This is a genomic window from Gracilinema caldarium (assembly GCF_029265695.1).
Lineage (GTDB): Bacteria > Spirochaetota > Spirochaetia > Treponematales > Breznakiellaceae > Gracilinema > Gracilinema caldarium_A.
Genome location: NZ_JAJUHW010000003.1, coordinates 39227 through 52792 on the forward strand (window position 1 = coordinate 39227; position 13566 = coordinate 52792).

A 13566-nucleotide genomic window follows, 5' to 3' on the forward strand; every position below is an offset into this window, starting at 1 on the left:
GCCGCCCTTGACAGCTAAAATTGGTGGTATTATAATTGCCAACGATGGCAATATGGAGACAAGAAAGTGCCAACAATCAATGATGTAGCGCGGAAATGCGGTGTTTCTACCCGGACTGTGTCGCGGGTTTTGAATGACCGACCCAATGTACGGCCCGAGGTCCGGCAGCGGGTTCTCGCTGCGGCGGACCAGCTTGGGTATCGGCCTGACCCTAATGCACGGGCGCTTAAATCGGGCCGCAAACAAGTTGTCGGTATTGTGGCCAATTCAGTATCCAGCGATACTACCCTTCACCGAATCGAAGTCATTTCAAAACTTTTTGCCACTTCCGGCTATGCGGTCCTCATGCAGTTCGCCGAATCCCCTGAAATGGAAGATACTGCTATTCGCAGTATTGCCCCCCGCTGCGACGGTCTTGTGATCTTCTCTAACTTACATTCTGCCCATGCGCCAGCCTTGCTGTGGCTCGATTCCCGTCATATCCCCTTTGTGGTGGTTGATCCGCCGGTGGACATTACCTTTCCGGCGGTTCACATAGACCGTCGCAGCGGGTACCGCGAAGGGGTCCGTTACCTTGTGCAAAAGGGACGCCGAGAGCTGCTTCTGGTCGTAGAAAGTTTTCGGGCCTCAGAACGGATTGCAGGTTTTATGGAGGGCCTTGAACGGGAAGGACTTCGGTTCCGTTCTTCCCGCATCATCCATTCAGCTAAGGGCTTTAAGGGCGGCGCCGATGCGGCATCCCAGGTTTTAGAACTCATCAAACAGGAACATATTGATGGAATTCTGTGCCACAACGACAAGATTGCCCTCGGTTTGCTGGGAGCCCTGCAAAAACAGGGCATAGCGATTCCGGAACAACTGTCCCTCATCGGTTTTGACGATGACGGCTATGATGCCTATATAAATCCAGCCCTTACCACCATTGCTCAGACCGGCGGGGATGTGGGGGCCTTTATTTATGAACAATTAAAAAATGCCATTGAATATGGGACCACGATAGAAAGCAAGACTTTTGGAACTGGGCTCGTGCTGCGAGCTTCAGCCTAAAATATGATAATTCGGGCAGTGGTAATTATTCAGCCGCCCGGCTAGGAGGTAAGTATGGGAAGCAGGGAAGGTACGGCCGATATTGGGCTCATCGGGCTCGCCGTAATGGGAGAAAATCTTGTTCTCAACATGGAAAGCAAGGGGTTTGTGGTAGCAGTATACAACAGAACCGTTTCCAAGGTTGATGACTTTATCCAGGGCCGCGGCGCCGGAAAGCGTATTATCGGCGTAAAAAGCCTCGATGCGCTCGCCGCTGCGCTTAAGCGTCCCCGGAAGGTTATGCTGATGGTTAAGGCAGGGCAGGCGGTTGATGAAACTATTGAACAGCTGCTGCCTGTACTTGAGCCGGGGGATATTATTATCGACGGCGGCAACTCTAATTACCAGGATACCATGCGGCGGACCAGTTATGTGGAGTCCAAGGGACTTTTGTATATTGGATCCGGTGTTTCTGGCGGCGAAGAGGGGGCGCTTAACGGTCCGTCCCTTATGCCCGGTGGTTCCCCTGCAGCCTGGCCCCTTATTAAACCCATTTTCCAGGCTATTGCAGCCAAGGTCGAAGGGGGCATACCCTGCTGTGACTGGGTTGGAGAAAACGGTGCAGGCCACTTCGTAAAAATGGTTCATAATGGGATTGAATACGGTGATATGCAGCTCATCAGCGAGACCTACTGGCTTATGAAACACTATGTCGGGATGAGCCACGAAGAAATGGCCGATGTTTTTGATGAGTGGAACCGGACTGAACTGGATAGTTACCTTATCGAAATTACCCGGGACATACTCCGTTATAAAGACAGCGACGGCAGCCCCTTGGTGGAAAAAATCCTTGATGCGGCGGGCCAGAAGGGAACCGGTAAATGGACCGGTATGACCGCTCTGGATTTTGGCGTGCCGCTGACCCTGATTGTGGAGGCTGTCTTTGCACGGAGCCTATCGTCCCAGAAAGAGGAGCGGAGCCGGGCGGCTGCTTTGTTTACCAAGCCTTCATTGCCCCGGGAGCCCCTTACCGGAGACGCAGGAAAATCTTTTATTCAGGATTTAAAGCAGGCCCTCTATGCGTCTAAAATCGTTTCTTATGCCCAGGGCTACCTTCTGATGCGGGAGGCCGCCAAGGCTTACGGATGGAAACTCAATTACGGCGGCATTGCTCTTATGTGGCGAGGGGGCTGCATTATCCGGTCCGCATTTCTCGGCAAAATCAAGGAAGCCTTTGACCGGAACCCTGAGCTAGAAAACCTCCTGCAGGACCCCTTCTTTAGTTCCGTGGTGGATAAGGCCCAGGCTTCCTGGCGCCGGGTAGCGATGACCGCTTTGCAGTATGGGCTTCCGGTGCCAGCCCTGACCAGTGCTCTTACCTATTTTGACGGCTACCGGAGCGAAACCTTGCCGGCAAACCTGTTGCAGGCCCAGCGGGATTATTTTGGTGCCCATACCTATGAACGGACTGATCGCCCCCGGGGCGAGTTTTTCCATACCAACTGGACTGGTCGGGGCGGCAGTACCAGCGCAAGTACCTATACGGTCTAGTGAATGAGGAGGAATAAAAATGGCTCAATTGCAGATAAAATCCGCGGAAGGAACGACCCATGATTTATTGGCCCTGGGAGCCCTTGTTACACGGCTTGATCCAGGGATCATTCCCTTTTCGGAAGCAAACCACTACGACCTCTATGTGTCAGGGGGCGAGTATAATGTGGCGGCGAACCTCTCCCAATGTTTCAGAATGCGGACCGCTATTGCATCCGCCATGGTCGACTATCCTATCGGTCAGCGGGTGGAAAATGCGGTCAGAAAGGCTGGCGTAACACCCTATTATGTGCGTTTTCCCCATGACGGTGTGAGGGGTCCCAATATAGCTACCGTCTGGAGCGACCGCGGCCAGGGAGTGCGGGCTCCGGTCGTATTTTACAATCGATCCAATGAAGCAGCGGGGTATCTAAAACCAGGAAGTTTTAACTGGTCCGAATTATTTGCAAAGGGCATCCGCTGGTTCCATTCTGGAGGGATCTTTTCCGCCCTTTCAGAAACCACGCCGGCCCTGGTTGTAGAAGCAATGGAAGCAGCCAAGAAAGCCGGCGCGGTAGTTTCCTTTGATCTTAACTACCGGGCAAAGCTCTGGGCTGTCGCTGCAGCTTCCCGGGGGCTTTCTTCTGCCCAGGCTGCTGAACAGGCTTCTCAAACTCTGAGGGAAATTGTCCGCCATGTAGATGTCCTTGTAGGTAACGAAGAAGACCTCCAAAAGGGCTTGGGCCTGCCGGGGCCAGAAGTAGAGAGCAAAAATAAGCTTGATCCATCAACTTTTTTTGGCATGATGGAAAGCGTGGTCCGTGATTTCCCAAACATTAAGGCTGTTGCCACAACGCTCCGGGAAGTACATTCTACCAACCGCCATTCCTGGGGGGCTGTTCTCTGGCTGGACGGAAAAAGCTATATATCCCCTACCTGTGAATTGGATGTGTATGATCGGGTAGGTGGTGGCGACGGTTTTGCCGCAGGCCTCTTTTATGGTCTTATGGCCGGGAAGAGCCCAGAAGAAGCGCTGCGGATTGGCTGGGCCCATGGGGCGCTCCTTACCACAACACCGGGTGACACGACCATGGTGAGCCTTGAACAGGTAGAAGCCTTTGCTAAAGGAGGCTCGGCCCGTATACAACGGTAATTTTTTGCAAATTCCTCCTGAATAACGTATATTATAAATGAGGGATCAGGTGTTTTCTCCCTGTATCCCCTCAAGGAGGATTGTATGGCCCTAGAAAATTCAGGTGTGGTTCCTGGGCCTGTTGGACTCACTGTTCCGCCTCCCCAAGAAGATTTTACCCCCGCAGAGCCTGCTCCGGAACCGGAAGTACCCCCAGAACCTCCACCTGCACCATTACCGGTTTATCAGGGAACCGTGGTTGACAAATCGGTTTAGCTTCCATCTTGACATTGTTGCATAATATTGCAACAATGAGATGAAAGGTGAGGATGCTATGACCGAAGAGGAACAGAAGCGCTGCGAATTAAGGGCTCAAATGTTCAAAGCACTAGCCCATCCGTTGCGCATTTATATGCTTGAAAAAATCAAAGAACGACCCCGGTGTGTCTGTGAAATGGCATCAGAGTTAGGGGTTGATAAATCAATTGTTTCAAAATACCTGACACAGCTTAAAAATGCCGGTATTCTAGAAGTTAAAAAAAGGGGCACCCTGGTAGAATATCACCTAGCTGCCCCCTGTGTGCTAGAACTAGCTTCCTGCGCTGAGTCTTCAGTCCTCGAGATCCGAAAAAAGCGCTTAATGATTTAGAGATGCGGCTCCTCAAAAGCTTCTGGTAAGGTCTTTACAAAGTCCCGTATTTCATCTCTAACACGGCGATAGATATTCAGCACTTCTTCTTCACTTTTTGCGTTTTTTGCCAGAGCGGGCGGATCTTGAAATGAATGGTGTATAACTTTTGCCTTCCCAGGGAAGCGGGGGCAAACCTCTGCGGCATGATCACATACAGTAACTACATAATCAATGCCCTTATCCAATAGTTCTGTGACCAATTTAGATCGATGGTTAGAAATGTCGACCCCAGCCTCAGCCATGACACGAACCGCAATTGGGTTAAGACCATGGGCTTCTACACCGGCTGAAAAAACTTCAAATAGATCACCTTTTAAGTGCCTGGCCCATCCTTCAGCCATTTGGGATCGGCAGGAATTGCCGGTACAGAGAAACAGTATTTTCTTTTTTTCTGTATTCATAAAATATGCTCCAAAAATCGTTTAGTCCGGTCTTCCTTTGGATTAGTAAAAAACTCATCCGGGGGAGCGGATTCTATTATTTGTCCCTGATCCATAAAGATTACCCTATTTGCAGCAGCCCGGGCAAAGCCCATTTCGTGGGAAACTACAAGCATGGTCATGCCCTCTTTTGCAAGGGCCGTCATGACATCAAGAACCTCTTTTATCATTTCCGGATCCAGTGCGCTGGTTGGCTCATCGAAAAGCATGACCTTGGGATTCATAGCCAAAGCCCGCGCAATAGCGACCCGCTGCTGCTGTCCTCCGGATAGCTGATCTGGATAGGCATGGGCCTTGTCAGAGAGCCCTACTTTTTTAAGAAGCCGCAGGGCTGTTTCCTCTGCTTCTATGGCACTTATTTTTTTTACTGTGGTCGGAGCCAGGGTAATATTTTGCAGTACCGATAGGTGGGGAAAGAGATTAAAGCTCTGGAAAACCATGCCAACCTCTTCTCTAATTTGGCGTATATCAGCTTTCTCATCGGTTACGCAATCCCCATCGATATAGATGGTGCCGCTGTCCAGCCGTTCAAGCCGATTTACACTGCGAAGCAACGTACTTTTTCCCGAACCAGAGGGGCCAATAATAAGTACTACTTCGCCTTTGCTAACATCCAGATCTACACCCCGCAGGGCTTCTACTTTGCCGTATGTTTTACGGGCTCCACGAATACTAATGAAGGGTTCCACGATGCCTCAACCTTTCTTCCATGATTGCGACCAAGCGCGAGAAGAATAATGTCATAACCAGATAGATAAGGGCAATGACCGTATAGCTTTCAAAGTACCTGAAGGAAGTGGACGCAAATTCCCGTCCGCGACGCAGCAGGTCCGCAACCGCCAATATCGAAACCAGCGATGAATCTTTGAGCAGGGCGATAAACTCGTTGCCGATAGGCGGCAGTATCACCTTAATAGTCTGGGGAAGGATGACTTTTTGCATCGCCTGAGCTCTGCTGAGACCCAGGGCTAATGCGGCTTCCATCTGTCCCTTGGGAATTGACTGAATCCCTGCCCTAAAAATCTCAGCCATATAAGCGCCGTAACAGATAGACATGGCCAAAATAGCCGCAGCGGGACCGCTCAGTTTTACCCAGTTTCCCAAGGCATAATAGATGTAAAAAAGCTGTACCAATAGGGGAATGCCCCGAATTACTTCCACATAAACGGTGGCTATTCTATTGATAATTGTGACCTGGGAAATGCGGCCGAGACCGGCTATGAGGCCGATAAAAAGGGCAAAAAAGATCGCTGCTATAGTTACACCAAAGGTAACCATGAGTCCGTCAGGGACAAAGGATAGTATCTTTACATAAGGGTCCGGAAAGAAGATGACCAGAACCGCGAGTATCGCCAGGGCACCGAAAAACGATATGTTCCACGCCGAAAGGGCACCCCGCTCCCCTTTCTGGGGTATCAGGGTACCGTCGGTTACGTTGATGTGGGTCGGAAGAGGAATAAGATCCTCTTCCTGCTTCGGTTCGGCTTTTTTGGATTCCCTCGTGTTAGATGGTGGAATTATTAATGGAGCCATTTTTTTGCTATTTCTTCCAGCTTGCCGTTAGCTTTAATTTTTGCGAGCCCATCGTTAATGAGTGAAAGAGTTTTAGTATCCCCCTTGCGGACCGCAATACCAAGCCATTCGTCAGTAAAGGGTTCGCCGACGATCTTAAGCTTATCCTTGAATTTGGGGTTTTGTAAGGCAAAGTCCGCAGCAATCGGATTGTCCGCCACTACACCGGCGATTCTGCCGTTTGCCAGGTCTTCGAAAGCCAGGCCTACTTCGTCATAGGTTGCAAGCTGTATGCCGCTCACCTTTTGAATTTCGATGGCGCCGGTAGTCCCTATCTGGGCTCCAACTTTTTTGCCTACCATGTCTTTAAGGGTGCTCACCCCATTAAGCGTTTTTTGCACAACCAGGACCTGTCCTGCATTGACATAGGGTTCGGAAAAGTCCATAGTTTGCTTTCGTTCTTCGGTTATGGTGACCGATGAGCAGATTGCATCATAGTTCCCTGCTGCAAGACCTGCAAAAATGCCGTCCCAGGCAGTATTCCGGATTTCCACGTCGAATCCCGCAGCTTCGGCTATGGCCTTCATCATTTCTGGGGCAAAGCCAACAATGTTTTTATTTTCATCAACAAATTCCATGGGCGGCCATGTCGCATCGGATGCAATAACCAGTTTAACCCTTTCAGCAGGTTTTGTTGTCTGGGGCGCAGCAGATTCTTTTTTTTGACAAGATAGTACAAATCCAGTCAGGCAAAACACCGATAGGAACAAAATACCCGTAGGAAACAATATTCTTTTAGACACGGAGAGCCTCCTTGAGCAAAGATAGTCTTTATAATAGTAGGAACTGTATATATTGTCAATTTAACTGCATTTTTATACATTCATAAACAGATTGAAATGATTGGCTTGCAGGATGGGCCCGTACTCGATACACTTACAATATAAGAAGGAGCTGGAATGGATTTTTCTTCTACCCGTTCAAAGGAAATAAAGGTCAGTTTCAGGGAAGCGGTAATGCACTGTCTCCCCCCAGATAGCGGCCTGTATGTGCCTGCTTCCATGGTAGATTTACGGCCCTTTTTCCTCTATATGGACAGCGAAACCTCCTATCCAGAATTGGTGGCTACGGTAGCTCCTGTTCTCCTGCAGGGTGAGTTAAACCCGATTTCTGCTGCCCGGGTTGCTGAAAGCGCCTTTAGTTTTGAACCAGAGCTGAAACTGCTCGATTCCAATTTGTCGGTTCTGGAACTCCATAACGGACCGACCGGAGTATTTAAGGATTTTGGTATTGCTTTTTTAGCCGCCGTCATGGAAGAGCTTTTGAAACCTTCCGGTTACGCAATGACACTAACTGCCACCACCGGCCATACGGGAGCCAGCGTAGCCCATGCGTTCCAAGGGCGTGCTGGTATTACCGCGGTGATTCTGTATCCTCAAGGTCATGTACGGGGGCTTGATCCTGCAACCTTTGTAAATAACGGCGGCAATATCCTTCCGATTCAAATAGAAGGGACCTTTGATGATTGCCAGCGGCTTATCCGCGATGCTTTCGAGGACCGGCCTTTTGCGGATCGTTATGGACTCACAAGTGCGAATACCATCAATGTGGGTCGGCTTCTGCCTCAGGCGTTCTATTTCCTGTATGCATTTATTAAAATTAAGAAAGAACTGCATGGGGACCTGCTCTTTAGCGTACCTTCCGGTAACTTTGGCAACCTGATCGCAGGGCTTTACGCCTGGAAATTCGGGCTTCCTACAAATGGCTTTATCGCTGCCATGAATGCCAATGATACCTTTGGTGATTTTTTCCGGGGCCAGTCTTTTGTACCCCATACACCGATTCGGACCTTGTCCCGTTCCATGGATGTCGGGAACCCCTCCAACTATGAACGGCTTGCTGCTTTTTATAACGAAGCTCCGGCGGTCATGAAGCATATGGTGTATTCTGAAAAGGTTAATGATGAGGCTACTCTGGCTGCCATGGAACGGGCCTGGAAACGCTATGGCATTCACCTTGATCCCCACGGTGCGGTAGGTTTCGCTGCGGCGGAACGGCTACTTTCAGGTGATATCGAAGATGGTCATGTGGTGGTGCTTTCAACCGGGCATCCTGCAAAGTATTCGGATCTGGTTAAAAAAGTAACTGGAAAGGAACCGGTAACTTCCGAGACACTTCACAATTTGCAGAAAGAGACTAGTCCGGTGGCGGTGATTCCTGCCCGCTTGGACGCACTTGAGTCGGCTATCGCTGGAGCACTGTAGGGTGAGCCTATTTCATAATTTTTTACCATCCGCTCTGCGATATGGGTTTTTGACATTTCGCAGGTAATTTTGGTACGCAGCGGCACTCTCGTAGTAATTATCGAGTCCTTTAAATGATGATGCCTCATCGCAGCGGTACAGTTCGAGGAGAGTCGGAAATAGAGGTGATTCCAAAGTTTCCTGGGTCCTTTGCAGCGGCAATCGGGGCAGCGCTGCGGGCATCATGTGGTTGCGGACCAAATACTGAACTTTTCCAATGGTAGATTCGCTGTAACCAAGGCGCTCAAGAAACTTTTTTGCCAGATCCGCTCCCAGTTCTGCGTGTCTATCGAAACGGCGGCCGCCGGAAGATTCTGCAAGGCTTTTACCTGAATCATGGAGGAGCAGTCCTAAAGAAAGAAGAAGGTCTGCTTTTTTTCGGTGCCGAAAGGTTTCCAATGTATGGCGCCACACGTTACCTTCGGGATGAAACTCCTTGGAATGATCCGTACGATCCATCATGGCTAGCTCGGGCCATAATAATGCCATAAGGCCTGTTCCCATGAGCAATGAAAAGCCCAGGTCCGGCCGATTGGATGTTAAAAGCAGCTCAAGATAGGTTCGCTCCATTTCAGCTGGTAACTTTTGCGGTTCTGCCTGAAGGACCACCTTTTTTAACAGGTCTGTTACGGGGTCGTGAAAATAGTAAGGACTTTCCAAAGCGCTGTATCGAGAAAGCATAACCGCAGTTTCGAGTACCAGGTATGGACCGATGTCCCGCTGTTTTGGAGAGTTGGCGTTTATATCCAGCCAAGGAATATTGTTAACCGTCCTTTGTTCTGGATTAAAAAACGCCTTTGCCATTTCTTTCAGAACCGGATACAAACCGGCATTATCGATAAAAACCTGCCTGCCTTGATCAAAGGCTACGTTAAGAAGGGAATGCTCAAATACAGGGCTGTTATGGTTTTCTGCGCAATAAAAATAATATCGATGCTCTCCTAAGTCCGCCGCCGCATCCGCGATGATGGCGCCGGGGAAACGGAGGTTTTCAAACAATCTGCTGAGCTCTGGAAGATCTGCGGTTGTTTTAACAAAAGTAACAGGCCCTGGCGGTATATTAAAATACCGATCCAGGGCACTGAAACCAATTAATTCTGCAGTCCATCCCGCTTCCAGCAGTTCCCGGAAGGGGCTTTTCATAGCTATTTCTGATCTGCCTTTGGTTTTGCCGCCTGAGCCTTAGGACTCTTCGGCTTTATACTGGCTGTCTTAGCTTTTGATTGAAGGGCCTGCAGCAGGGCCTCTACTTGATACCCTGAGCTATCAAGCGCTCCAGCTAATTCTTGGTAAATCTGGGCCACCAGTTCAAGCCGTTTGGTCCATTGACTTGTGTTTAGTTTAGAAGGATGAGGTACAGATACAACAGTCGCTGTATCTGTCTTTGTAGTTCCCTTATTCCGTGGGGGAATGGCTGCGTCATCAGACTCGATAGCCGCAATTACTCCTCCGTAGAGCAGGACCTGTTCAAACCGTTCTTTGGTAAACCACAAAATGTCATTAAAGAGGTTAACTCCCAAAAATGCCTTAGAATCATCTGTGTTGAACAAATTGTGTGCGAGGGACAGACTTACCGATGGTCCCTGGAACAAGCTTGGGTCTTTGCTCATTGTTCTGCTTAAGATAAGCTTGAGCAATTCTACCACACGGTAACTTTCATCGGCGGGGAATCCTGCTTCCTGATAGCTTTCACGAAGTTTTCTGTCCAGGCACCAATGATCTACAAGGCGTCGGCCGTCATCTCCTGAAGCCTCTTGTCCGATGATGCCCCGGCTCAGTGCTAATACCAAATAACCTGCAAGATAAGCCGAAATTCGTGGTTCCTGGCTTAATGTTTTATAGATCGAATCAAGGTATGTTTTCCCAGCACTATGAAGGGCTGCGGGCGGTTTTTCAAAATATTCACCAAGTTTGATGAACCGCTGCATGGACTGGGCAAATTCATTCCATACTTCTTCGGCTTCCAGGGCACTGTATTGCTGGTTCCGTTCAAAGGATTCATACCTGCCTGAGGCGCCATCGAGGTATTCACGGGCTATTCTGATGTACCGTAATGCTGGTTCCCGGAGGGTTTCTATAAATGGAGCAGCCTTTGGAGTTTTTTGGTCAGGGTTAAAGAAGGCATAAAAGCCGTTAAAGTATGAGGGTTTTACCAGTTCTTTAAAAGCGCTATAGAGGTCCCGCAGGAAAAGATCCTGGAACGCTGCATGAAGGTCTGGAACGCCGCGGCCCGCCAGTTCTTCGTTGAGCCGTCTCCAATGACCAAGATTGTTATCTTCGATTTCATGTATATCTAAGAAAACCTGGGATTGATAGCCGTCCAGTGACACGAAAAGGCCTTGTTCAGAAATGTCTTTGCTGGATCTAATAAACCAACGGTCTGAGCGCTGCTCCCGCAGCAAGGTAAATGAATTGGGCTTATTGCTGAGTCCAAGGGCCTGGGCAAGGTTCCTTTGCAGGTTAACCTTAACTCCTCCAGGATCTTTCTGACTGCTGGGAACCGCATTGCGAATCCAGCCTGAAGCCCTGTGGAAGCTGTTGTTATAAAAAACCAGTGCCCTCTCTTCTCCCAGCCGGTTTGAATAGGCAAAGACATTCTCGTTCACTGAACCGTCGGGGGTATAGAGGTCGTAAAGAGCAAAGTTTTCGCTGCCTGCGAAAAGACGTCGCTTTTTAAGGAGTGGGAAAATCTCCCGCTCATGCCGGGCTATCAAGTCCTGGTCTGGGGCTTCTTCCCGGTAGGCCCTCCGGTACTCCATGCCATATTTTTCTTCAAAGCCTTCGATTTGTCCGTGGCCGAACATGGGGAGTCCGGGCATGGTCGCCATGAGGGTACAAACGCCGAAATACTTATCTCCTCTGCCGAATTGTATTGCCGCCGTTTCTTCATCGGGGTTGTTCATAAAGTTAACAAAACGCTGGAGAATCTGGGGATCAAATTCCAGGGTGTTCTTTATAGTTGCCCGGTATTTGGCATTTTCCTCCATTTTGAGCATGTTCATGAAAGCCGAATTGTATACCCGGTGCATTCCTAATGTGCGGACAAAGTAACCTTCCATCATCCAGAATGCTTCAGCCAACAGGAGTGTATCCGGTGCTTCTACGGCGCAGCGGTCGACCACTTCCCGCCAGAATTCATTGGGAAGACGTTTATCAAATTCTTCTTTCGTGAGCCCGTATTCTGCCCTGCTTGCAATGTCTCCTCCTGACCCCGGTTCGGGATACCACAGCCGCTGTATGTGTTTTTTTGCCAGCGTCATGGCTGCGTCGAACCGGACGATGGGGAACTGTTTACAGACCCCGATAATGGTTTGAATGACCGCTTCTCGTGCTTCGGGATTCAGGAAGTCTATCTGGGCTGTATCATTCCAGGGCATCGACGTTCCATCGTTACCATGATAGATGTACCGGGTGTCTCCGGTACGGAAATCTACCCGTTTAAATACCACCGCCGCGTCCGAACGGCTGTAATAATGGTCTTCGAGATAAATACCAATACCTTCCCGATTTGATAGATTTTCTCCGTTAAAGGTATAGCTGGGGAAGGGAGAATGGCGGAGCTGGAGGAAGCGATCAGGATGTTCCATGACCCAGCGGGAGTCTATACCGGTGTGGTTCGGTACCATATCTGATCCGAGCCGTATTCCCCGCCATGCACAACGGTTCCTCAGGTTTTCTAATGCTTCCCAGCCGCCCAGTTCAGAGGCAATGTCATAATCATACAGGCTATATGCGCTGGCCGCTGCTTCTGGATTGCCGCAGCGCCGCTTTATTTCGCGGCTTGCCTGGCTTCGTTCCCAGAGTCCTATGAGCCACAGACCGGTAAAACCCCTCCGGGCTAACTCGTCCAGCTCTTCGTCGGGTATCTGATCCAGCCGGTGTATGGGCCTGTTGTATTTTTTTGAGAGCTGGTACAGCCAGACCAGGGTGCTTTTGGCCATAAGAACCGTACGGGGCATCCATTCCCGGTCTTCCGAAAACCGTTCGTATTCATGTTCTAATTCATTGTAAATATACGCCCTTGTTGGCCCGGGGCCCAGACCAAAGAAGCTGGGTTTTTCCTCTTCCTTTATAACATCGAGACTGGTTAGGAGCCGGATAAGATATTTTCCAATCAGGAGACCCCACTTTTTCCTGATGTATTCGAGCTGGCCCGTCAGTGAATAGGGTTCAGCCACGGCAGGGCTCCGCAATAGGTCCCAGAGATTCTGGTCATCGGGACCAAAGTGGGGAAGGGTGGCCAAGTGGGCCTTTATCACTTCCACTGCCCGATTGTATTCAGTAGCGGCGCTTAAGGTTTTATCGGAGAACATAAAAGCAAAGGGTTCAAAGGCGGGGTTTTCATTGGCAAGCCTGAGGAGTATCAGCTCTTCCAGGACTAAAAGCCGGTTCGGTATCCCTTCTTCGCTGTCCGCAAGGTAGTCTTCTATAGACTGTTTTCCTTCATATACCGATTGGGGAGGGAAAAGCTCCACAAAGGTATGGATGAGTTTATCCAACTTTTTTGTGCCAAGCTCTTTTTCCAAGGCTTGCATGGTGGTCTGTAAAACCGTAGGACAGGCCTTTTCCCGATACAGGGCTGTTACATAGTGGAGAATTTCGTCGATTAGGCCCATGGCATTGAGTTTGCCTGCTTTTATGTACCGCTCGGGGTGTATTTCCGGATTGATCGTACTGTTTATTTTCTGGGCAAATTCCCGTACCGTTTTAAAGTCGGCGAATATTACATTGCCGCGGATTGCAAAAAGAGCTTTGTCTAGTCCGTAGGTATCCCGAACATCCTTAGCCACATGAAATTCTCTGGTGGCATAGAAAGTGTCTGCTCGGAAATTACTTCCGGGTATCCCGGTACTAGCAGGGTAATCAAGACCACTATTCTGCATTCGCAGATAATAAAGCTGTATTTCCAGTTCTTTCATAGTTCTGTCCTTT

At 49.5% G+C, this 13566-nt stretch carries 12 protein-coding genes; 6 read left to right on the top strand and 6 right to left on the bottom strand.

All coding sequences use genetic code 11. From position 1 onward, the window contains the following. Positions 1 to 66: 66 nt before the first annotated feature. The 5 genes from Q7P68_RS01785 to Q7P68_RS01805 all read left to right on the top strand — a co-directional run bounded on the left by Q7P68_RS01785 (position 67) and on the right by Q7P68_RS01805 (position 4337). Positions 67 to 1047, top strand: a complete 981-nt coding sequence (locus tag Q7P68_RS01785; protein ID WP_304222070.1) for a LacI family DNA-binding transcriptional regulator — start codon at positions 67 to 69, stop codon at positions 1045 to 1047. A gap of 54 nt (positions 1048 to 1101) precedes the next feature. Next, on the top strand, positions 1102 to 2577 hold the full coding sequence (gene gnd / locus Q7P68_RS01790) for a decarboxylating NADP(+)-dependent phosphogluconate dehydrogenase (RefSeq protein ID WP_304222072.1): 1476 nt from the start codon (positions 1102 to 1104) through the stop codon (positions 2575 to 2577). A 19-nt stretch (positions 2578 to 2596) separates the two neighbouring features. Further along, on the top strand, positions 2597 to 3709 hold the full coding sequence (locus Q7P68_RS01795) for a sugar kinase (protein WP_304222076.1): 1113 nt from the start codon (positions 2597 to 2599) through the stop codon (positions 3707 to 3709). Between the two features lie 84 nt (positions 3710 to 3793). Next, positions 3794 to 3964 carry a hypothetical protein gene (locus Q7P68_RS01800; protein WP_304222078.1) on the top strand — a complete coding sequence of 57 codons (171 nt, stop codon included), beginning with the start codon at positions 3794 to 3796 and terminating at the stop codon, positions 3962 to 3964. Between the two features lie 40 nt (positions 3965 to 4004). After that, positions 4005 to 4337, top strand: coding sequence for an ArsR/SmtB family transcription factor (locus tag Q7P68_RS01805; protein WP_304222080.1), 333 nt, complete (start codon positions 4005 to 4007; stop codon positions 4335 to 4337). Here Q7P68_RS01805 and Q7P68_RS01810 read toward each other — a convergent pair. From Q7P68_RS01810 to Q7P68_RS01825, 4 genes are read right to left on the bottom strand one after another with little or no spacing between them, the layout of a single operon-like run. Further along, positions 4334 to 4780, bottom strand: coding sequence for an arsenate reductase ArsC (locus tag Q7P68_RS01810; protein ID WP_304222081.1), 447 nt, complete (start codon positions 4778 to 4780; stop codon positions 4334 to 4336). The genes Q7P68_RS01805 and Q7P68_RS01810 overlap by 4 nt on opposite strands. After that, complete coding sequence (locus tag Q7P68_RS01815) at positions 4777 to 5508, bottom strand: amino acid ABC transporter ATP-binding protein (RefSeq protein WP_304222083.1); 732 nt, start codon at positions 5506 to 5508, stop codon at positions 4777 to 4779. The genes Q7P68_RS01810 and Q7P68_RS01815 overlap by 4 nt, the downstream gene beginning before the upstream one ends. Beyond that, positions 5492 to 6352, bottom strand: a complete 861-nt coding sequence (locus Q7P68_RS01820) for an amino acid ABC transporter permease (protein WP_304222085.1) — start codon at positions 6350 to 6352, stop codon at positions 5492 to 5494. Before Q7P68_RS01820 ends, Q7P68_RS01815 begins: the two co-directional genes overlap by 17 nt. Continuing rightward, positions 6340 to 7134, bottom strand: coding sequence for a basic amino acid ABC transporter substrate-binding protein (locus Q7P68_RS01825; protein WP_304222087.1), 795 nt, complete (start codon positions 7132 to 7134; stop codon positions 6340 to 6342). The genes Q7P68_RS01820 and Q7P68_RS01825 overlap by 13 nt, the downstream gene beginning before the upstream one ends. Before the next feature lie 156 nt (positions 7135 to 7290). On the opposite strand from Q7P68_RS01825, the gene thrC reads away from it, so the two are divergent. After that, entirely contained in the window at positions 7291 to 8595 is a 1305-nt protein-coding gene (thrC, locus tag Q7P68_RS01830) for a threonine synthase (RefSeq protein WP_304222089.1), read from the top strand. Positions 8596 to 8607: 12 nt separating this feature from the next. Here the strand turns inward: thrC and Q7P68_RS01835 are convergent, their stop codons facing one another. Then, complete coding sequence (locus Q7P68_RS01835; RefSeq protein WP_304222091.1) at positions 8608 to 9777, bottom strand: HD domain-containing protein; 1170 nt, start codon at positions 9775 to 9777, stop codon at positions 8608 to 8610. A 2-nt stretch (positions 9778 to 9779) separates the two neighbouring features. Beyond that, positions 9780 to 13553 (bottom strand): alpha-amylase family protein, encoded by a 3774-nt coding sequence (locus Q7P68_RS01840; RefSeq protein WP_304222093.1) that lies wholly within the window; start codon positions 13551 to 13553, stop codon positions 9780 to 9782. Positions 13554 to 13566: the final 13 nt, after the last annotated feature.

Excerpts from the sequence above, each read along its gene's own strand:
- gnd (WP_304222072.1), top strand. The coding sequence starts at position 1,102 with ATGGGAAGCAGGGAAGGTACGGCCGATATTGGGCTCATCGGGCTCGCC.
- Q7P68_RS01795 (WP_304222076.1), top strand. The coding sequence starts at position 2,597 with ATGGCTCAATTGCAGATAAAATCCGCGGAAGGAACGACCCATGATTTA.
- Q7P68_RS01800 (WP_304222078.1), top strand. The coding sequence starts at position 3,794 with ATGGCCCTAGAAAATTCAGGTGTGGTTCCTGGGCCTGTTGGACTCACT.
- Q7P68_RS01805 (WP_304222080.1), top strand. The coding sequence starts at position 4,005 with ATGAAAGGTGAGGATGCTATGACCGAAGAGGAACAGAAGCGCTGCGAA.
- Q7P68_RS01810 (WP_304222081.1), bottom strand. The coding sequence starts at position 4,780 with ATGAATACAGAAAAAAAGAAAATACTGTTTCTCTGTACCGGCAATTCC.
- Q7P68_RS01820 (WP_304222085.1), bottom strand. The coding sequence starts at position 6,352 with ATGGCTCCATTAATAATTCCACCATCTAACACGAGGGAATCCAAAAAA.
- thrC (WP_304222089.1), top strand. The coding sequence starts at position 7,291 with ATGGATTTTTCTTCTACCCGTTCAAAGGAAATAAAGGTCAGTTTCAGG.
- Q7P68_RS01835 (WP_304222091.1), bottom strand. The coding sequence starts at position 9,777 with ATGAAAAGCCCCTTCCGGGAACTGCTGGAAGCGGGATGGACTGCAGAA.
- Q7P68_RS01840 (WP_304222093.1), bottom strand. The coding sequence starts at position 13,553 with ATGAAAGAACTGGAAATACAGCTTTATTATCTGCGAATGCAGAATAGT.